Consider the following 17,567-nt stretch of genomic DNA (forward strand, 5'->3'; position numbering starts at 1 on the left):
GCAGGATTCGGCGCGGTGTTCCTGACGCGGCGTTCCTCCGTTCGGGCGTACTCCCGGCGCCACGGCCGCCGTTCGCCGGGTTCCGCGGCCGGGGCCGGGAGCATCGGCGGGGCCAGGTGAGTCCCGGCGGCGCGGCCCCCCGGGCGCGCGTCCGCCGCCGTGCCCGACCCCGTCAGGAGCGTCGCCGTGCCCGAACGCGCCCCGCAGCCGGTGGAACGCGACCTGCCCACGGACGAGGCCCGGGACCTCATCGCGCTCGTCCGTGACATGGCGCGCCGCGAGATCGCCCCGGACGCGGCCGAGGAGGAGGACGCCGGACGCTTCCCGCGTGAGCTCTTCCGGCTGCTCTCGGAGTCCGGGCTGCTCGGCCTGCCGTACGACGTCGCCGACGGGGGCGGCGGTCAGCCGTACGAGGTCTATCTCCAGGTCCTCGAAGAACTCGCCATGGCCCGCCTCACCGTGGGCCTCGGCGTCAGCGTCCACACGCTGGCCTGCCACGCCCTGGCGCACCACGGCAGTGACGAGCAGCGGGCCGGTCATCTGCCCGCGATGCTCGGGGGCGGCCTGCTCGGCGCCTACTGCCTCTCCGAGCCGTCCTCGGGTTCCGACGCCGCCGCGCTGCGGACGAAGGCGGTGCGCCGGGGGGACGACTGGATCGTCACCGGCACCAAGGCGTGGACCACGCACGGCGGGGTGGCCGACTTCTACACGGTGTTCGCGCGAACCGGCGGCGAGGGCTCCCGCGGCATCACCGCCTTCCTCGTGCCCGGCGACGCCGAGGGGCTGAGCGCCTCCCCGCCCGAGCGGAAGATGGGCATGAAGGGCTCGCCGACCGCCCAGGTCCACTTCGACGCGGTGCGGGTCCCCGACTCCCGCCGCCTCGGCGACGAGGGCCAGGGTTTCGCGATCGCCCTGTCGGCGCTGGACTCCGGGCGGCTCGGCATCGCGGCCTGCGCGACGGGCCTGGCCCAGGCTGCGCTCGACCAGGCCGTCGCGTACGCCGGAAGCCGACGCCAGTTCGGGCGGCCGATCGCCGACTTCCAGGGGCTCCGCTTCCTGCTCGCGGACATGGCCACCCGGGTCGAGGCCGGACGCGCGCTCTGCCTGGCCGCCGCCCGGCTGCGCGACGCCGGCCGGCCCTTCTCACGCCAGGCCGCCATGGCGAAACTGCTGTGCACGGACGGGGCGATGAAGGTCACCACGGACGCCGTCCAGGTCCTCGGCGGGTACGGGTACACCGCCGACTTCCCGGTCGAGCGGTATCTGCGCGAGGCGAAGGCGCTGCAGATCGTCGAGGGCACCAACCAGATCCAGCGCATGGTCGTCGCGCGGCACCTGCTCGGACCCGGGACGAGCTGAGGTCACCCGCGCGGGTCCGCGCCCATGCCGAACTCGTTCCGCGGATCCCGGGACACCCCGAAGCGGCCGTCGCCGTGCGGGTCCCGGCCCGGGGCGAAGCGTTCGTCCGCCCGCGGCTCGGTGAGCGCGCCGAACTGCCCGTAGCCGTACAGCACCGACGGCGCCGCGAGGCGCACCCACTCGGGGTCGTGACGCCCCGGCAGCGTGCGGCCGCGATCCGCCCAGGCGCGCATCAGGGCGCGGTAGATGGGCGGGTCCTGAGCCGGCGGGGCCGGCGGCGGTGGCGGTACCCAGTGAACCGATTCCGCCGGAGCCGGGACGAGGATCCGGCGCCGGTGCCCGGTCGCGGAAGGTGTGGGGCTCATACCGGGGCAACGTGCGGGCGGGCGGACAGGTCACCCGCCCGCGGAATCGGGCGTGTGTTCAGGACGGGACCCTCGCGGGCTCCGCGCAGGAGCACGACATCTGGTCCCCGACCGCTATCTGACGTACCGTCAATTCCGCCGCCGGGGGCCCGTGCCCCTCCGGGTGACCTCGCCTGCCCCGTCCCGCGTCTCCGCCGTGATCGACCGGACAGATCCCAGGAGGCCTGCCGTGAACGACGACCGTCCCGTCGCCCTCGACGAGTACCCCGTGCACCAGGTCCCGCTGTCCATGAAGCACGTGGCGAGCGGCGACCGCAACGCCTACGACCGCTGCATCTTCCACGTCCTCGACCACCGCGGACGGGCCCTGCTGATCCTCGGCCTCGGCGTCTATCCGAACCTCGGGGTGATCGACGCCTACGCCACGCTGCGCCTCGGCGACGCGCTGCACGCCGTCCGGGCGTCCGACGCGCTCGGCGACGACCGCATGAACCTGGCCGTCGGACCTTTGCGGATCACCGTCGAGGAGCCGCTGCGCAGGCTGCGGCTGCGCTCCGAGGACAGTGCCCTGGCGTACGACATCACCTGGACCGCCGACTTCCCGGCCCTCTGGGAGCCGCACCACGTCCAGCGGCGCGGCGGCCGGCTCACCCTGGAGGGCCGCCGCTTCGTACAGGCAGGGGGAGTCGAGGGCGTCATCCGTGTCGGGGGCGACGAGATACCCGTCGGCCCGGGGGAGTGGACCGGCACCCGCGACCGCAGTTGGGGGGTGCGCCCCCTGCCGGGCGAGGAGGGCGGCCGGCTCGCGGCCGAGCATCCGACGGAGGGATTCCACTGGATCTGGTGCCCGGTGCGCTTCGCGGACCGCTTCCTCATGGTCGTGGTCCAGGAGGACGCCGACGGATACCGCACGCTGGGCGACGCGACCCTCGTGCGCGACGGCGAGCGCGATCTCCAACTCGGTTGGCCCCAGGCCGACATCGCCTACCGCTCCGGTACCCGGCACCCCACCTCGGCCGTCATCCACCTGACCCGCTCCGTGGACCGCAAGCCGCTGGAGCTGGGGGTGGAGGTGCTGGCCTCGTCACCCCTCGCGGTCGGCGCGGGATACCCGCCCGCCGACGACTGGCAGCACGGCACCTGGCGCGGCCGCGGCTGGACCGACCACCGCGTCTACGACCTCTCCGACCCGGCCGCGCATCTCCTCGCCCGCTACGGGGTGACCGACCACGCGGCCCGCTTCACCCTCGACGGGCAGGTCGGGTACGGAATCTTCGAGCACGGCTCGTTCGGCCGCCACGATCCGAGCGGCTTCACCGGGTTCGACTCGGTCGCGCCCTGAGAGGAGTGCGAGATGGCCACGGCACCCCGACCGCGGACGACCACCCGCGACCCCGAGGACCTCGCGCGCAGGCTGACCGCCTGGCTGGACAAGCGGCTGCCGGGCGCCCGGGCGGTGGACGTGAGCGTCCCCGAGTCCAACGGCCTGTCCAGCGAGACCCTGCTCTTCGACATCGAACACCCCGAACCACCGCTGCGCGCCTGTGCGTTGAGACTCGCGGCGGACCCGGGGGCGTACACCGTCTTCCCCGTCTACGACATGGTCCGCCAGTACCGCACGATGCGTCTGGTCCGCGAGCGCAGCGATCTGCCGGTGCCGCGCGTGCGGTGGCTGGAGGAGGACCCCGGACCGCTCGGGGCGCCGTTCTTCGTGATGGAACGGGTCACCGGGCGCGTGCCGCCCGACGTCATGCCCTATACGTACGAGGGCAATTGGCTGCACGCGGCGACCGACTCCGAGCGCGAGCACCTGGAGGCCGCCTCGATCGCGCTTCTCGCCCGGCTCCACGATCAAGTCCCCCTGAAGGAGGCGGACTTCCTCGCGCTGCCCGGCGACGGCAGCCCGCTGCGCCGCCATGTCGCGGCCCAGCACGCCTACTACGCGTGGGTGACCGGGGGACTGTCCCGGTCCCCGCTCATCGAGAGCGCTTTCGGCCGGCTGGAGGAGCTGTGGCCGCGCGACGAGGGCGAGGCGGTGCTCAACTGGGGCGACGCGCGCATCGGGAACGTCGTCTACGACGGCTTCGACCCCGTCGCCGTACTCGACTGGGAGATGGCGGCACCGGCCCCGCGCGAGGTCGACCTGGGCTGGACCGTCTACCTGCACCGCTTCTTCCAGGACCTGACCACGGGGTTCGGGCAGGCCGGGCTGCCGGACTTCCTGCGCCGCGACCGCGTCGAGGACCGCTACGCCCGCCTCACCGGCCACACGCCCCGCGACATGGAGTTCTACACGCTCTATGCCGCCCTGCGGCACGCGATCGTCATGGTGCGCATCGCCTACCGGCAGGTGCACTTCGGCGAGGTGGGCGTCCCGCCGGACCCGGACACACTGATCCTGCACCACGGCAGCCTGCGGGCCATGGTGCAGGGCAGCTACTGGGACGAACGGGACGACGCCCGCTGAACGCGCCGAGCGGTCAGGCCGCGCGCCGCAGCGCGGAGACCCGCATCGGGACCGAGCCCGGTCCGCCCACGTGGGAGAACGGCTGCGTACGCCAGTTCAGGCCCTGAGGGAGCGTCAACAGGAGGGCGGTGTCCTGCTGCTGGGGTTCCGCGCTGTCGTCCGCGGACCGGGCCTCGGCGGCCGCGCGGCCGGTGCCCGAACAGACCGTGAGCCCGAACGGGTTCCACGGGGAGGCGCACAGGGCGTGCTCCGGCAGGACCTCCTCGTCCGCGAGCAGCGCGATGGGCTGCGCGCAGGCCGGGCAGATCACCCGATACATCTCGAAGGTGTCGTACGCGTCGAACTCGTCACCGTCCAGGGCGTCGGATTCGACGCCCTCCGGCTCGGGTTCGAGCACGGCCTGCTGCCGCTTGGGTGCGGTACGACCAGGGCGCTTAAGACTCTGCATGGGATTCTCCCCCTCGGGTGGGCCGACAAGGCGCTGCGACCTCGACCACAGCAAGCACTTCCCGTCCCGTCTCCGAGGTAATCACGCGAACGTGGCGGACCCGGTTGCATTCATGTGTCCTTCGTCACATGCCGCCCGCAGGTGCCCGGCGCCCGGCCGGACGAGTCGGCCACGTGGCGCGCGAACGGCGCCTCGCCACATCACAAAGCGGGTATGACCTGCGCCGCTGAGTACCCGGGGGGATCGGTCGCCCTGTAGGTTCTTGCGCCATGGAGGAGCTGGACCGACAGATCGTGCAGCTGCTCGTCGCAGACGGGCGGATGAGTTACACCGACCTGGGCAAGGCCACGGGCCTGTCCACGTCCGCCGTGCATCAGCGGGTGCGCCGTCTCGAGCAGCGCGGTGTCATCCGGGGTTATGCCGCGGTCGTGGACCCGGAGGCCGTCGGGCTGCCCCTGACCGCCTTCATCTCGGTGAAACCGTTCGACCCCAGCGCCCCCGACGACATCGCCGAACGTCTCGCGGGCGTCCCGGAGATCGAGGCCTGCCACAGCGTCGCGGGCGACGAGAACTACATCCTCAAGGTGCGTGTCTCGACCCCGCACGAACTCGAGGAACTGCTCGGGCGGCTGCGGGCGCTCGCCGGCGTCTCGACGCGCACCACGGTCTGCCTTTCCACGCCGTACGAATCCCGCCCGCCGCGCATCTGAGCCGGCCGCCGGGGCACGCTCGCGCGAACACGCCCGCCGGTCCGGACGGGCGGTCCGGGTCCGGCCGGCCCGCCGTGTCGACCCCACCCGGGCGACGGCCGGCCTCCGGCAGGCGCGAGACTGTCCCCATGAGTGAGAGCACCGCCCCGTCGGACACCGTGCTGCTGCGCGGTGGAGAAGTCCACAGCCCCGCCGACCCCTTCGCGACCGCCATGGTCGTGGAACGGGGACAAGTCGCCTGGGTCGGCTCGGAAGGCGCCGCCGACGCCTTCGCCGACGGGGTCGACGAGGTCGTCGACCTCGAAGGCGCCCTGGTCACCCCGGCGTTCACCGACGCACACGTGCACACCACCGCCACCGGACTCGCCCTCACCGGCCTCGACCTGTCCGACGCGCCGTCCCTGGACGCGGCCCTCGCCCTCGTACGCGACTTCGCCGCCGCCCGTCCGGCCGACCGGGTCCTGCTCGGCCACGGCTGGGACGCGGCCCGCTGGCCCGGCGGCCGCCCGCCGGCCCGCACCGAACTCGACGCCGCGACCGGCGGACGCCCGCTCTACCTCTCCCGCATCGACGTGCACTCCGCCGTGGCCACGAGCGCGCTCCTGGACCTGGTCCCCGGTGTCACCGCGCTCGCCGGGTACGAGCCCGACGGCCCCCTGACCCGCGACGCCCACCACGCCGTTCGCGCCGCCGCCCTGGGCGCGATCGGCGCGGCGCAGCGCACCGGGGCCCAGCGTGCCGCGCTCGCCCACGCCGCCTCGCTCGGCATCGGCTCCGTGCACGAGTGCGCGGGCCCCGAGATCTCCTCCGAGGACGACTTCACCGGACTGCTGCGCCTCGCCGCCGAGGAGCCCGGACCGCGGGTCGTCGGCTACTGGGCCGACCGCGACGTCGAGAAGGCGCGGGCCCTCGGCGCCGTCGGCGCGGCCGGCGACCTCTTCGTCGACGGCTCCCTCGGCTCGCACACCGCGTGCCTGCACGAGCCGTACCTCGACGCGGACCACACGGGCCTCGTCCACCTCGACGCCGACGCCGTCGCGGCCCACGTGGTCGCCTGCACCGAGGCGGGCCTCCAGGCGGGCTTCCACGCCATCGGGGACGCCGCGGTGACCTCCGTGGTCGACGGCGTCCGCGCCGCCGCCGAGAAGGTCGGCCTGGCCCGTGTACGCGCCGCCCGGCACCGCGTCGAGCACGCCGAGATGCTGACTCCGGACACCGTCGCGGGCTTCGCCGAACTCGGCCTCACTGCGTCCGTGCAGCCCGCGTTCGACGCGCTGTGGGGCGGCGAGGACGGCATGTACGCCCAGCGGCTCGGCGCCGAGCGGGCGCGGACGCTCAACCCGTTCGCGGCCCTGCTGCGCGCAGGTGTGCCGCTGGCCTTCGGTTCCGACAGCCCCGTGACCCCGCTCGACCCCTGGGGCACCGTGCGTGCGGCGGCCTTCCACCGCACGCCCGAACACCGGGTGTCCGTGCGGGCCGCCTTCACGGCCCACACGCGGGGCGGCTGGCGTGCCGTCGGACGGGACGACGCGGGGGTCCTGGTGCCGGGCGCGCCCGCGGACTACGCCGTGTGGCGCACGGGCCACCTCGTGGTCCAGGCCCCCGACGACCGGGTCGCGCGCTGGTCCACCGACCCCCGCTCCGGCACTCCCGGCCTCCCTGATCTGACCCCCGGCGGCGACCTGCCCGTCTGCCTGCGCACCGTGGTCGGCGGACGGACGGTATTCGTACGGCCCAACGAGTGATGTCCCGGGACGCCCGGTGCGCTTCCGGGGCCCGGCACCTCGTCGTTCGACCTGCGCATCCTCGGCCCTGACCAGGGCTTTGTCGGAAAAGGCGCAGATCAAGCCAGTGTTGACAGCCTGCGGCAGGGGGCGGGTAGGTTCTGCCGGGTCCACCACCGGACGGCCGACGGGGGAACTCCGCACGGCCTCGCGGCGCCGCTGGGTCAGGGGTGGTGCGCCGCACCGGCGTACCGCCACTGGGAGCCAGGCCCAGCACCGGCGCCACGAGGCGAGGGAACGTTCCGACAAGTCGGCAGGTGTGACCCGGGTGGGGCCCGGACGTTCAGTAGACAACGGCTTTCGGTCGACCCGCAGCCAGCGGGTCCCAGGTCGGCCCGAAGGGCGCCGGGCCCCGATCCGAAGGACGCGATCGGCCTCCGGCGCGTCCGCTCTTACCCACCTCTTGGTGATTCGACACCCCCGTAGGGCCGCCGCGACACAGTGGCGCAGGCTGGGCGCACTATGGTGGAGCCCTGCGTACGGATACGAAGGGGCAGCAGTGAACGACGGCGACGGGACCCTCGCGGCGGAAGCCCAGGGGAGGCGGTTCGGCCCGCTCGGCACGGCCTTGGTGATCATTCCGACCTACAACGAGGCGGAGAACATCAAGAAGATCGTCGGCCGGGTGCGCTCCGCCGTGCCCGAGGCGCACGTCCTGGTGGCGGACGACAACAGCCCCGACGGCACGGGCAAGCTGGCCGACGAGCTGGCCGCCGACGACGGACAGGTCCAGGTCCTCCACCGCAAGGGCAAGGAAGGGCTCGGGGCCGCCTACCTCGCGGGGTTCCGCTGGGGTCTGGAGCACGGCTACGGCGTACTCGTCGAGATGGACGCCGACGGCTCGCACCAGCCGGAGGAACTTCCCCGCCTGCTGACCGCGCTCAAGGGCGCCGACCTCGTCCTCGGCTCGCGCTGGGTTCCGGGCGGCCGCGTGGTGAACTGGCCCAAGTCCCGCGAGTTCATCTCGCGCGGCGGCAGCCTGTACTCCCGCGTCCTGCTCGACGTGCCCATCCGGGACGTGACCGGCGGCTACCGCGCCTTCCGCCGCGAGACCCTCGAAGGCCTCGGCCTCGGCGAGGTCGCCTCCCAGGGCTACTGCTTCCAGGTCGACCTGGCCCGCCGCGCGGTGAAGGCCGGCTACCACGTCGTCGAGGTCCCGATCACCTTCGTCGAGCGCGAGCTGGGCGACTCCAAGATGAGCCGGGACATCCTCGTGGAGGCGCTGTGGCGCGTCACCACCTGGGGTGTGGGCGAGCGGGTCGGACGGATCACCGCCCGCCGCAAGCAGCCCTGACCCCGCCCCGACACCCGGAGGCGCACGCACCCGGCCCGTCCTGGCGCCACGCGAGGCGCATGCACCGGCCCTTCCTGACACCACGCGAAGCGCACTCACCGGCTCGTCCTGGCACCACGGGCGTCCGGTGGGCGCTTCCTGGGCGGTCGGCCACGGTGCGGCCGCCGGTGCGCAGACGGGGCCGGGAGTCCGTTCCTGGTGGCCAGGGCGGTCCGGCCCGGATGACAGGCCCCGGTGGGGTTGAGCGTTCGCTTATCCCGATCTGAGGCGCGCCCAGGCACACTGGGAGCATGACGACAGGCGTTTCGACCCCCACCCGCCCGCAGCGCTCGCGGCTGCGCACCTTCCTGCCGCTCGGCGTCGCGGTGTGGCTGGTGCTGGAGATCTGGCTGCTGACGCTCGTCGCGCGTGCCACGAGCGGTTTCGTGGTGTTCCTACTGCTGGTCGCCGGGTTCGTCCTCGGCTCCGTGGTCATCAAGCGGGCCGGCCGCCGTGCCTTCCGCAATCTCAGCCAGACGCTGCAACAGGCGCAGGGCGGAGTCGCGCCCACGGGTGAGAGCGGCCGGGGGAACGGCCTGACCATGCTCGGCGGTCTGCTCCTGATGATCCCGGGCCTCATCTCCGACGCCGTCGGCCTGCTCCTGCTGGTCCCGCCGGTCCAGAAGGGCGTCAGCCGGTTCGCACAGAGCACCTTCGAGCGCAAGATGCGGCTCGCCGCTCCCGGCACCGTCGGGGACGCCTTCCAGCAGGCCCGTATCCACCGCCCCGACGGCAAGGTGGTCCAGGGCGAGGTCATCAGGGACGACGTCCCGCGCGAGCCCGGCGGCACCTACCCGCCGCTGAACCGCTAGCCATTGCGCCGCACCGCCCGGTGCCCGAGGACCGCACGCCGGTCCCCGGACACCGGGCGGCCGGCTTTCCGGTCCCGGGTCAGTGCTCCATGGAGGCCGGACAGCGGGTTTGGGTCCCGGGTCCGTGACCTACGCAAGCGGGGCGGCCGGCTTCCGGGCCCGGGGCCCGTGACGCGCCGAAGCCGGACTCCGGGCCGCGTCGGGCGACGGAAGGCCGGACGCCGAAGGCCCGACGCCGAGGTCCCTGCTGAGGGACGGACGCCGGACGCCGGGCCCCGTGGGCCGAGCCGACGGTTCCCGGCTCTCCAGTGCTGGAATTCACCGGAACGCACGAGACCGCGGGCCCCGTACCTGACGTACGGTGCCCGCGGTCTCGGCGTGCGGTGTCTGCCGCTCGACCCTCAGAAGGGGTCAGGCGGACTTTCGGCTGTCCCGCGGATGCACCGCGATGTTCATCGCGCCGGAGCGAAGAACGGCCAGACGCTCCTCGAGGACCTCTTCGAGCTCCTCGCGAGTGCGCCGCTCCATCAGCATGTCCCAGTGCGTGCGCGCGGGCTTCGCCTTCTTTTCCTCAGGGCCGTCGCCGTCGACGAGAAGTGCCTGGGCCCCGCAGACCTTGCACTCCCACTCCGGCGGAATTTCGGCCTCCACCGAGAAGGGCATCTCAAACCGGTGCCCCTTCTCGCATGCGTACTCCACGGCCTGGCGCGGGGCCAGGTCGATGCCGCGGTCCGTCTCATAGCTGGTCACTACGAGACGTGTGCCGCGAAGAGCTCGCTCACTCATGAATCGTGCCTCCCGGGCTTGTCGCCCACAGGACAGGTGTCGCTGTCGTCGTCATCCGGTCAACGTCCGGTCGGCGGTAAAGATTCCCGTTGTGGGTCATGCGTCGCCGTCGTAGCCGCCCCTTGTTGTACCCACCGTCGCCCGGTTTGTCACATCTGGCATCAGATGTCACCCAACGCTTCAGTATCATTGACGCGCAGTAACGGTACGCCAGGCAGGCCAAACGCGTACACTACCGCTCTTTGGCGCCGGACGCTAAATCATCTCGGGTACGGGATTGCCCGCGTCCCGGACCGCCCGACGCACCGGGACCCGCGCCAGCAGCACGAAGCCGATGACGAAGAAGGCCACGAGCGAGACGATCGCGTCCCGGTAACTTCCCGTGAGCTGGTAGGTCAGTCCGAAGAGCAGCGGGCCGAGCCAGCTCATCCCGCGGTCGCTCATCTCGTACGCGGAGAAGTACTCGGCCTCCTTGCCGCTCGGCACGAGGTGCGAGAACAGGGAGCGCGACAGCGCCTGGCTGCCGCCCAGGACCAGTCCGATGCCGGCGGCGAGCACGAAGAACCACACGGGCGCGCCCGCGGGCAGGAAGTACCCGGCGGCGAGGGTGAGCGTCCAGGCGACGAGTGAGCCGAGGATGGTGCGTTTGGCTCCGTACGTACGGGCCAGCCGGCCCATGCCCAGTGCGCCCCCGACCGCGAGCACCTGGACCAGGAGTACGGCCGTGATCAGGGTCGACTGGCTGAGGCCCAGCTCCTCGGAGCCGTAGACGGAGGCCTGCGAGATGACCGTCTGGATGCCGTCGTTGTAGATGAGGTAAGCGAGCAGGAAGGAGAGCGTGAGGGGCTGGCGGCGCATGTCGCGCACCGTGGCCGCGAGCTGCCGCCATCCGTGCGCGGAGGCCGGTCCGGCGGAGGCGGCGGTCCGGCGGTCGCGGAGCCGCTTCAGCGGGATGAGGGTGAAGGCGCCCCACCAGACACCCGCCGAGGCCAGACAGATGCGCACGGCCGTCGACTCGGAGACGCCGAAGCTGTCGTGGGCCGTGAAGAGGACCAGGTTCGCGACCAGGACCACGGAGCCCGCCGCGTACCCGAAGGCCCAGCCCCGGGACGAGACCGCGTCGCGTTCCTCGGGCGGGGCGATCTGCGGAAGGTAGGAGTTGTACAGGACCATCGACACGGCCAGCGAGGCGTTCGCGACGATCAGCAGCAGCCCGCCCAGCAGATAGCGGTCGCCGTCCAGGAAGAACATGCCCGTGGTGGCCCCGGCGCCCAGATAGGCCGCCGCCGCGAGCAGCGGCTTCTTGCGGCCCGTCCGGTCGGCGGCGGCGCCCGCCATCGGCATCACGACGATCGACAGGATCACCGAGGCGGAGACCGCGTACGCGAAGAAGGAGCCGGCGCGTACCGGTATCCCCAGCGGGTGGACGAACCCGTCCGCGTCCGCCGCGTGCTTGGCCACCGCCGTCAGATAGGGGCCGAGGAACACGGTGAGCACGCTCGTCGAGTAGACGGAGCAGGCCCAGTCGTAGAAGTACCAGCCGCGCTGTTCCCGCCTGCGCTCCGCGGCCTCCTCGGCCGCCCCCGCCCGCACGGTGTCGGTGCTCACCCGTGCCCTCGCTTCCCCGTGAACGGACCGCGCGAGGAGGTTCAGAACCAGGTGCCCCGGTCTTCCAGGACCTTGCGCAGCGTGTCGATGTGATCGGTCATGATGCCATCGACTCCCAGGTCCAGGAGCCGGTGCATGCGTTCCGATTCGTTCACGGTCCACACGTGCACCTGGAGCCCGCGGGCGTGGGCGGCCCGTACGAAGCGGCGGTCGACCACCGGTACGCCCGACTGCGTCTCGGGGACCTGGGCCGCGACCGCGGAGCGCCGGACCGCGGCGGGCACGCCCCAGGAGCGCAGCCGCAGGTTGAGCACCCCCCGGGTGCCGAACGAGGTGGCCAGCCGCGGCCCCGCCAGATGCTGGGCACGGGTCACGCGGGCCTCGGAGAACGAACCGACGCAGACGCGGTCCCAGGCGTCGGTGCGGCCGATCAGGTCGAGCAGCGGGGCGAGCGCCGGCTCGGCCTTGACGTCGACGTTCCAGCGCGTCTCGGGAAACTCCTCGAGCAGGTCCTCGAAGAGGGGGACCGGCTCCTTGCCCGCCACGCGTGCCTGGCTCACGTCGGCCCAGGGGAGGTCCGCGATCTTGCCGGCACCGTCCGTCACCCGGTCGAGGGTCGTGTCGTGGAAGGCGACCAGCCTGCCGTCCGCCGTGGCGTGCACGTCGGTCTCGATGTAGCGGTACCCGGCGTTCACTGCCCGCCGGAACTGGGTCAGGGTGTTCTCCAGGCCGTCCGCAGATCCGCCGCGGTGGGCGAAGGGAATCGGACCCGGGTGGTCGAGGTAGGGATGAAGAGTGCGGGTGCTCACCCGGGCAGTATGGCGCGCTCGGGTTGACCTGGGGCGACAACGGCGCTGACGACCGGTGCCGGACGGGCGGCGAACACCTTCAGGAAGAGCTGGGCCAGCGGTCCGATGGCGACGGCGTAGAGCACCGTGCCGACCCCGACCGTGCCGCCGAGCGCGAAGCCGGTCGCGACGACGGCCACCTCGAGGACCGTGCGCACCAGACGGACCGAGCGGCCCGTGCGCCGGTGCAATCCCGTCATCAGGCCGTCGCGGGGCCCCGGTCCGAAGCTGGCCGAGATGTACAGGCCCGTGGCCACGCCGTTCAGTACGACGCCCGCCACCAGCAGCGGAACCCGCAGGGCCAGGGAATGGACGTCCGGGACCAGTGCGAGGGTGCCGTCCATGGCCAGGCCGACCACGAAGACGTTGGAGACGGTGCCGAGGCCGGGACGCTGGCGCAGCGGGATCCACAGGAGTAGCACCGCGGCCCCCACGATGATCGACACCACGCCGATCGTCAGGCCGGTCAGCTCGGCCAGGCCCTCGTGCAGCACGTTCCACGGCTCGAGGCCCAGACCCGCCTCCACGAGGAGCGCCGAACTCGCTCCGTACAGGGCGAGTCCCGCGTAGAGCTGGACGAGACGGCGGGGGAGCCGCCCGGGCCCGGCGACCCCGGCGGGTGCGGATTCGGCGGTCCCGGCGGGTGCGGACTCGGCGCGTGTGGACAAGGGATGCCCCCCTCAGTGGTGATAGTGGCCTGGCGCATGACACTCTGTGGCTTGAGAAGTGGTCGCAACCATGGCCAATTCGGGGAAGGTGGACTGGAATCATGGCGCAGTGGACTTCGGCGGTGGGGGCCGCGCAGCTCGCCCGGCTCCTCAACTCCCAGCAGGAACGGCCCGCCGGCCCGGGCACCCGGCGTCCGCCCGCCTATCGCGCCCTCGCCGACGGCGTGCGGCTGCTCGTGCTCGAAGGGCGGGTGCCGGTCGCCGCGCGGCTGCCCGCCGAGCGGGAACTGGCGCTGGCCCTGTCCGTCAGCCGGACGACCGTCGCCGCGGCCTACGAGGCGCTGCGCGCGGAGGGCTTCCTGGAGTCGCGCCGCGGAGCCGGGAGCTGGACCGCGGTGCCCGCCGGGAATCCGCTGCCCGCGCGCGGCCTGGAACCGCTGCCTCCCGAAGCACTCGGTTCGATGATCGACCTCGGCTGCGCCGCGCTGCCCGCGCCCGAGCCCTGGCTGACCCGCGCCGTGCAGGGCGCGCTGGAGGAGCTGCCTCCGTACGCGCACACGCACGGCGACTACCCCGCGGGTCTTCCCGCGCTGCGGGCCATGATCGCCGAGCGGTACACGGCGCGCGGCATCCCGACCATGCCCGAGCAGATCATGGTGACCACCGGGGCCATGGGCGCGATCGACGCGATCTGTCATCTCTTCGCGGGCCGCGGCGAACGCATCGCCGTCGAGTCCCCCTCCTACGCCAACATCCTCCAGCTGATGCGGGAGGCCGGTGCCCGGCTGGTGCCCGTCGCGATGGCCGAGGGGCTGGCCGGCTGGGACATGGACCGCTGGCGCCAGGTCCTGCGCGACGCCGCGCCCCGGCTCGCGTACGTCGTCGCCGACTTCCACAACCCCACCGGCGCGCTCGCCGACGACGATCAGCGGCGCGGGCTCGTGGAGGCGGCGCGCTCGGCCGGCACCGTGCTCGTCGTCGACGAGACGATGAGCGAGCTGTATCTGGACGAGGGGCTGGAGATGCCGCGCCCCGTGTGCGGGTTCGACCCGTCCGGCTCGACGGTGATCACCGTGGGTTCGGCGAGCAAGGCCTTCTGGGCCGGCATGCGGATCGGGTGGGTCCGGGCCGCGCCCGACGTCATCCGCAGCCTGGTGGCCGCGCGCGCCTACGCCGACCTGGGCACGCCCGTGCTGGAACAGCTCGCCGTCAACTGGCTGCTCAGCACGGGCGGCTGGGAGGAGGCCGTCGACATCCGGCGCGGGCAGGGCCGCGAGAACCGCGACGCCCTCGTCGCGGCGGTCCGCAGGGAGCTGCCCGGGTGGGAGTTCTCCGTGCCGCGCGGTGGTCTCACCCTGTGGGTGCGTACGGGCGGGCTGTCCGGCTCGCGGCTCGCCGAGGTCGGCGAGCGCGTCGGCGTGCGGGTGCCCTCGGGGCCCCGGTTCGGGGTGGACGGCGCCTTCGAGGGGTACGTGCGGCTGCCGTTCACCGTGGGCGGCGCGGTCGCGGACGAGGCGGCGGCACGGCTGGCCGCGGCCGCCCGCCTGGTGGAGACCGGCGCGACCGGAGGAGAGGACGGCCCCCGCACGTTCGTGGCGTGACGCCGACGGGCCCGGGCGTACGTGGCATGACGCCGACGGGGTCCCGGGCCCGGGTCGGACATGCCGGGCCGCCCCGCTTGGTCCCGGGTCGCGCCAGGCGGGGCCTCGGCGGTTTTTGCATGACGTCCATACGTCGTCGGCGTCGCGTGTTCGTCGTGTCGCGCCGGTCGGGTGGTTCCGTGCGGGTATCGCCCTACGTCGTACGGCCCCCGGGTTCGTCGCCGGACGCCGGACGGGCCGGAGACCCGTTTGGGTTTCCGGCCCGTCCTGTGGGGGCCTGGGGGCTCGGGGCGTGGCTAGCCCTCTGCCACCGCGACGCCCGCGATCCCGGAGGGCAGTTGCTCCGCCGCGTCCGCCGGGGTCGTCCGTTCCGGCAGGAGGTCGAGCACCGCCCGCCGCTGCGCCTCGCTCGTGGCGTCGTCGTAGGGGTCGGGTGTGGCGGGGACCTGGAGGCGCAGGACAGGCCCGGTGCCGAGGCGGGCGTAGCCGCGGCCGGGCGGGACGTCCCGGGTCGGGGTCGTGTGCGGGGGCGTGCCCAGGACCGATTCCAGCTCGGCGGCCGAGGCGGTGCCGAGCACCACGCGCGCGCGGGTGTGCTGCCGTACCGCGTCACCGATGAAGTCGAGGTTCTCGAAGTGCTCGGCGATCACGACCGTGACGCCCGCCGCGCGGCCGTGCCGCAGCGGCGTCTGGAGCAGCGACTGCGGGTCCTCGCGTCCGTCGGCCGCGGCCAGGTGGCCGAGCGCGCTCGGCCGGTCCATCAGGATCCACAGCGGGTTCCTGATGTCGTCGGGGGCGGGATGCCCCGCCTGGCGGGCGCGGTTCGCGGCGATCAGCCGCCGCTCGGTCTCGTGCGCCGCCCATTCGAGGCTGGCGAGCGCCCCGCCCGTCGAGCACTCGACGGCCAGGACGCCCTCGCGCCCGGTCAGACACGCGTACTCGCCGGTTCCCCCGCCGTCGACGACGACGACGTCGCCGTACTGGAGGGCCTGCAGGGCGATGGAGCGCAGGAGGGTGGTCGTGCCGGCGCCCGGTTCGCCCGTGATCAGCAGATGCGGCTCGGTGGAGCGGGCGCCGGTGCGCCAGACGACCGGCGGAACGTCCCGCCGCTCCTCGCCGTGGGTGAGCGGGAGCGTGCGCTGGACGTCGGCCGGATCGGTGAATCCGAGGACCGTCTCGCCGGGCGCGGTGACGAAGCGCTGGGCGGCGATGTCGGTGGGCAGGGGCGCGAGGACCGTGACGGTGAGTTCGTTGCCCTCCTCGTCCCACTCGAAGTGGTATTCGCGGCCGCGGCCCGACTTGGCGTAGAGGAGCTGCTCGATGCGGGCGCGCGCGTCCGCCTCGCCGTCGGTGAAGTACGCGGGGTAGTGGACGAGCAGCCGGGAGATCCGTCCGTCGTCGTCGAAGTCGTACGAGGTGAAGGCCTTCTCCCAGTCGCCTCCGTGGGAGTAGAGGGGAGCGGGGTCGTCGGCCGCGGAGAAGTACGGGACGAGCGCCTCGTACAGGGACTGGAGGCGTTCGGTCTGGGCCTCGTCCGGGCCGGTCGCGGGCGGTGGGGTGCGCTCGCGACCGGTCCAGGCCGCCGCCGCCATCAGGGTGATGACGGCGAGCAGCGGTCCGTACGGCACCAGGGCCACGATCAGGACGACCGAGGCCACCAGGAACAGCAGCGGCCCGCGCCGGTCCTTGGGTGTGGCGGCCCACTTGCGCCGTCCGGCGGCTGCCAGCCGGCGCAGTCCACGGGTGACCGTGATCAGTGGATGGAGGACATCGGTGGCGCTGTCGGCTGCCGTCCTGGCCAGCTCCCGGCTCTTGGCGATCTGTGCGGTGCCGTTGCTGAGGATGCGGGGGAGAGGGCGCCGAGCCACTGCTGTCTCCTGAAGGTGCGTACGAGGTGGGGGGACGTCGTCAGAACTTGATTCCGCCGAGGAGGCCCGCCAGGCTCTCCCCGCCGGCCTTGATGCTCGGTGCGATGGCCGTGCTGGCGAGGTAGAAGCCGAAGAGTGCGGCCACCAGGGCGTGCGACGCCTTCAGCCCGTCCTTCTTGAAGAAGAGGAAGACGATGATGCCGAGAAGGACGACGCCTGACATGGACAGAATCATTTGAGCTCTCCTGGATCGTGGGGACGGTCACCATGAGTTGTCCCAGGATCACAGCATGTATCCATACGATAAAAGGTGCAACAGGGTGAAAACTGGCTGATTTCACCCGCGCGACGGAGCCGGTTTGCGCCGCCTGAGCTGGTCCGTTGCGCCCGATGCGTACTTTGTGATCTTTGCCGCACAGGTTGCCTGTCATGTGCCGCCGGAGCCAGTACCCTGTCGATTCACCCGAACGGTTGCAGTGAGAGGCGGTCCGGCCGATGAGCGAAGCCCCCGACCCCGAGGTCGTGGAGCTCGCGACCAAGATCTTCGATCTTGCGCGACGCGGCGAGACGGAGACGCTCGTGGCGTACGTCGACGCGGGTGTACCGGCCGACCTCACGAACGACCGCGGCGACTCGCTCGTGATGCTCGCCGCCTACCACGGTCACGCCGACGCGGTCCGCGCCCTCCTGGAGCGCGGCGCCGAGGCCGACCGGGTGAACGACCGGGGCCAGACCCCGCTCGCCGGAGCCGTGTTCAAGGGTGAGGAGGCCGTCATCCGGGTCCTCCTGACCGCCGGAGCCGATCCGGCCGCGGGTACCCCCTCGGCCGTCGACACGGCGCGCATGTTCGCCAGGACGGACGTGCTCGAATTGTTCGGCACGCCATGAATCGAACGCCCTGACCAGGCGA

The 17,567-nt window shown here is 72.8% G+C and carries 17 protein-coding genes; 9 read left to right on the forward strand and 8 right to left on the reverse strand.

Annotated elements, in window-relative coordinates; all coding sequences use genetic code 11:
- Positions 1 to 186: 186 nt before the first annotated feature.
- Complete coding sequence (locus tag ACFYYF_RS22495; protein WP_388778311.1) at positions 187 to 1,359, forward strand: acyl-CoA dehydrogenase family protein; 1,173 nt, start codon at positions 187 to 189, stop codon at positions 1,357 to 1,359.
- A 2-nt stretch (positions 1,360 to 1,361) separates the two neighbouring features.
- Here ACFYYF_RS22495 and ACFYYF_RS22500 read toward each other — a convergent pair whose 3' ends face one another.
- Positions 1,362 to 1,724, reverse strand: a complete 363-nt coding sequence (locus ACFYYF_RS22500; protein ID WP_361688231.1) for a hypothetical protein — start codon at positions 1,722 to 1,724, stop codon at positions 1,362 to 1,364.
- Between the two features lie 229 nt (positions 1,725 to 1,953).
- On the opposite strand from ACFYYF_RS22500, the gene ACFYYF_RS22505 reads away from it, so the two are divergent.
- Both ACFYYF_RS22505 and ACFYYF_RS22510 read left to right on the forward strand, forming a co-directional pair.
- A complete protein-coding gene (locus tag ACFYYF_RS22505; RefSeq protein WP_388778316.1) occupies positions 1,954 to 3,066 on the forward strand; it encodes a hypothetical protein in 1,113 nt (370 codons plus the stop codon).
- Between the two features lie 12 nt (positions 3,067 to 3,078).
- Positions 3,079 to 4,191 carry a phosphotransferase family protein gene (locus ACFYYF_RS22510; RefSeq protein WP_388778318.1) on the forward strand — a complete coding sequence of 371 codons (1,113 nt, stop codon included), beginning with the start codon at positions 3,079 to 3,081 and terminating at the stop codon, positions 4,189 to 4,191.
- 13 nt (positions 4,192 to 4,204) lie between these two features.
- On the opposite strand, the gene ACFYYF_RS22515 is transcribed toward ACFYYF_RS22510, so the two are convergent.
- Positions 4,205 to 4,639 (reverse strand): hypothetical protein, encoded by a 435-nt coding sequence (locus ACFYYF_RS22515; protein ID WP_388778321.1) that lies wholly within the window; start codon positions 4,637 to 4,639, stop codon positions 4,205 to 4,207.
- 269 nt (positions 4,640 to 4,908) lie between these two features.
- Between ACFYYF_RS22515 and ACFYYF_RS22520 the strand changes: the two genes are divergently transcribed.
- The 4 genes from ACFYYF_RS22520 to fxsA all read left to right on the forward strand — a co-directional run bounded on the left by ACFYYF_RS22520 (position 4,909) and on the right by fxsA (position 9,278).
- Entirely contained in the window at positions 4,909 to 5,349 is a 441-nt protein-coding gene (locus tag ACFYYF_RS22520) for an Lrp/AsnC family transcriptional regulator (RefSeq protein WP_361688243.1), read from the forward strand.
- 128 nt (positions 5,350 to 5,477) lie between these two features.
- On the forward strand, positions 5,478 to 7,094 hold the full coding sequence (locus tag ACFYYF_RS22525; protein WP_388778324.1) for an amidohydrolase: 1,617 nt from the start codon (positions 5,478 to 5,480) through the stop codon (positions 7,092 to 7,094).
- A 538-nt stretch (positions 7,095 to 7,632) separates the two neighbouring features.
- Positions 7,633 to 8,427: a polyprenol monophosphomannose synthase gene (locus ACFYYF_RS22530; protein WP_361688249.1), complete on the forward strand. Its 795-nt coding sequence runs from the start codon at positions 7,633 to 7,635 to the stop codon at positions 8,425 to 8,427.
- Positions 8,428 to 8,717: 290 nt separating this feature from the next.
- A complete protein-coding gene (gene fxsA, locus ACFYYF_RS22535) occupies positions 8,718 to 9,278 on the forward strand; it encodes an FxsA family membrane protein (RefSeq protein WP_388778327.1) in 561 nt (186 codons plus the stop codon).
- Positions 9,279 to 9,689: 411 nt separating this feature from the next.
- Here the strand turns inward: fxsA and ACFYYF_RS22540 are convergent, their stop codons facing one another.
- The 4 genes from ACFYYF_RS22540 to ACFYYF_RS22555 form a co-directional block, all read right to left on the reverse strand.
- Positions 9,690 to 10,064 (reverse strand): RNA polymerase-binding protein RbpA, encoded by a 375-nt coding sequence (locus ACFYYF_RS22540; protein ID WP_003977404.1) that lies wholly within the window; start codon positions 10,062 to 10,064, stop codon positions 9,690 to 9,692.
- Positions 10,065 to 10,319: 255 nt separating this feature from the next.
- Positions 10,320 to 11,672 (reverse strand): MFS transporter, encoded by a 1,353-nt coding sequence (locus ACFYYF_RS22545; protein ID WP_388778329.1) that lies wholly within the window; start codon positions 11,670 to 11,672, stop codon positions 10,320 to 10,322.
- A gap of 41 nt (positions 11,673 to 11,713) precedes the next feature.
- Positions 11,714 to 12,481 carry a glycerophosphodiester phosphodiesterase gene (locus tag ACFYYF_RS22550; RefSeq protein WP_361688258.1) on the reverse strand — a complete coding sequence of 256 codons (768 nt, stop codon included), beginning with the start codon at positions 12,479 to 12,481 and terminating at the stop codon, positions 11,714 to 11,716.
- Positions 12,478 to 13,074, reverse strand: coding sequence for a YitT family protein (locus ACFYYF_RS22555; RefSeq protein WP_388778450.1), 597 nt, complete (start codon positions 13,072 to 13,074; stop codon positions 12,478 to 12,480). The genes ACFYYF_RS22550 and ACFYYF_RS22555 overlap by 4 nt, the downstream gene beginning before the upstream one ends.
- A gap of 215 nt (positions 13,075 to 13,289) precedes the next feature.
- Between ACFYYF_RS22555 and ACFYYF_RS22560 the strand changes: the two genes are divergently transcribed.
- The gene (locus ACFYYF_RS22560; protein ID WP_361688261.1) at positions 13,290 to 14,789 is read left to right on the forward strand and encodes a PLP-dependent aminotransferase family protein; all 1,500 of its coding nucleotides are present in this window, start codon (positions 13,290 to 13,292) and stop codon (positions 14,787 to 14,789) included.
- Between the two features lie 296 nt (positions 14,790 to 15,085).
- Here ACFYYF_RS22560 and ACFYYF_RS22565 read toward each other — a convergent pair whose 3' ends face one another.
- Both ACFYYF_RS22565 and ACFYYF_RS22570 read right to left on the reverse strand, forming a co-directional pair.
- A complete protein-coding gene (locus ACFYYF_RS22565; protein WP_388778332.1) occupies positions 15,086 to 16,657 on the reverse strand; it encodes a hypothetical protein in 1,572 nt (523 codons plus the stop codon).
- A gap of 40 nt (positions 16,658 to 16,697) precedes the next feature.
- Positions 16,698 to 16,892, reverse strand: a complete 195-nt coding sequence (locus ACFYYF_RS22570; protein WP_037621052.1) for a hypothetical protein — start codon at positions 16,890 to 16,892, stop codon at positions 16,698 to 16,700.
- Positions 16,893 to 17,152: 260 nt separating this feature from the next.
- Between ACFYYF_RS22570 and ACFYYF_RS22575 the strand changes: the two genes are divergently transcribed.
- The gene (locus ACFYYF_RS22575) at positions 17,153 to 17,545 is read left to right on the forward strand and encodes an ankyrin repeat domain-containing protein (protein ID WP_388778335.1); all 393 of its coding nucleotides are present in this window, start codon (positions 17,153 to 17,155) and stop codon (positions 17,543 to 17,545) included.
- Positions 17,546 to 17,567 lie beyond the last annotated feature (22 nt).

The organism is Streptomyces sp. NPDC001914, assembly GCF_042891215.1.
Taxonomy (GTDB): Bacteria; Actinomycetota; Actinomycetes; order Streptomycetales; family Streptomycetaceae; genus Streptomyces.

Excerpts from the sequence above, each read along its gene's own strand:
- ACFYYF_RS22510 (WP_388778318.1), top strand. The coding sequence starts at position 3,079 with ATGGCCACGGCACCCCGACCGCGGACGACCACCCGCGACCCCGAGGAC.
- ACFYYF_RS22515 (WP_388778321.1), bottom strand. The coding sequence starts at position 4,639 with ATGCAGAGTCTTAAGCGCCCTGGTCGTACCGCACCCAAGCGGCAGCAG.
- ACFYYF_RS22570 (WP_037621052.1), bottom strand. The coding sequence starts at position 16,892 with ATGATTCTGTCCATGTCAGGCGTCGTCCTTCTCGGCATCATCGTCTTC.
- ACFYYF_RS22560 (WP_361688261.1), top strand. The coding sequence starts at position 13,290 with ATGGCGCAGTGGACTTCGGCGGTGGGGGCCGCGCAGCTCGCCCGGCTC.
- ACFYYF_RS22525 (WP_388778324.1), top strand. The coding sequence starts at position 5,478 with ATGAGTGAGAGCACCGCCCCGTCGGACACCGTGCTGCTGCGCGGTGGA.
- ACFYYF_RS22500 (WP_361688231.1), bottom strand. The coding sequence starts at position 1,724 with ATGAGCCCCACACCTTCCGCGACCGGGCACCGGCGCCGGATCCTCGTC.
- ACFYYF_RS22575 (WP_388778335.1), top strand. The coding sequence starts at position 17,153 with ATGAGCGAAGCCCCCGACCCCGAGGTCGTGGAGCTCGCGACCAAGATC.
- fxsA (WP_388778327.1), top strand. The coding sequence starts at position 8,718 with ATGACGACAGGCGTTTCGACCCCCACCCGCCCGCAGCGCTCGCGGCTG.
- ACFYYF_RS22520 (WP_361688243.1), top strand. The coding sequence starts at position 4,909 with ATGGAGGAGCTGGACCGACAGATCGTGCAGCTGCTCGTCGCAGACGGG.
- ACFYYF_RS22540 (WP_003977404.1), bottom strand. The coding sequence starts at position 10,064 with ATGAGTGAGCGAGCTCTTCGCGGCACACGTCTCGTAGTGACCAGCTAT.